Here is a 632-nt window from a genome sequence, read left to right on the forward strand (position 1 = left end):
AAATTGTAAATGATGCAATAAGAAAACATCATTTAACAACCCTTGAAATACAAAAAATACTAAATCTAAAAAAGCATCGGTACTGCTTATGGATAGAGACTTCTATAAATTCAAACAAGACGCCTATATGGTTAGAAAAATTCCCACTAGAATATATTAGATTTCGTAATTTACTACTATTCTTTTGGGATGACCGATTACACGATGATGAAGCCTTTCAAGGAACGGTTCTAGAGATTGTGGAAAATATCAAGGGGGAATTATAGTGGAATTTTCTTTTCACTTTTCTGATGACATAGAAAAATATAATGAATCCAGACTTGAGATTAATGATAGTGGAATTAAACGTGATGAATTTTACTTAAGTTTAACAGAGTTTATAAGACTTTTAGGTGATTCATTTGTAATAGATCTAAACAAAACTTATAAATCACCTATTCTACCAAAAAATCTAATTCATTACACATATAATCCACTAACTAAAACCTGGGAACTATTTTGTGATATACAAGCTTTCCTAAGTGATATTAAAGCCTTTAATGACGAAACGGTATTTATCAAAGTAGGGATTCCAAGATTATTAATCAAGTACATTTTTAATGAGACAAGAGAACATAGTTACCAGTTAACCG

General features: G+C 29.6%; 2 protein-coding genes. Both read left to right on the top strand.

Translation table 11 applies throughout. The features are described 5' to 3' along the window. A partial coding sequence (locus RCF13_RS20615) for a hypothetical protein (RefSeq protein ID WP_308141530.1) occupies positions 1 to 266 on the top strand: 266 nt, incomplete at its 5' end. Beyond that, positions 266 to 632, top strand: a 367-nt coding sequence (locus RCF13_RS20620) for a hypothetical protein (protein WP_308141531.1), incomplete at its 3' end; no start/stop codon positions are given. The genes RCF13_RS20615 and RCF13_RS20620, both read left to right, overlap by 1 nt.

It is taken from the genome of Stenotrophomonas maltophilia group sp. RNC7 (assembly GCF_030910085.1).
Lineage (GTDB): Bacteria > Pseudomonadota > Gammaproteobacteria > Xanthomonadales > Xanthomonadaceae > Stenotrophomonas > Stenotrophomonas sepilia.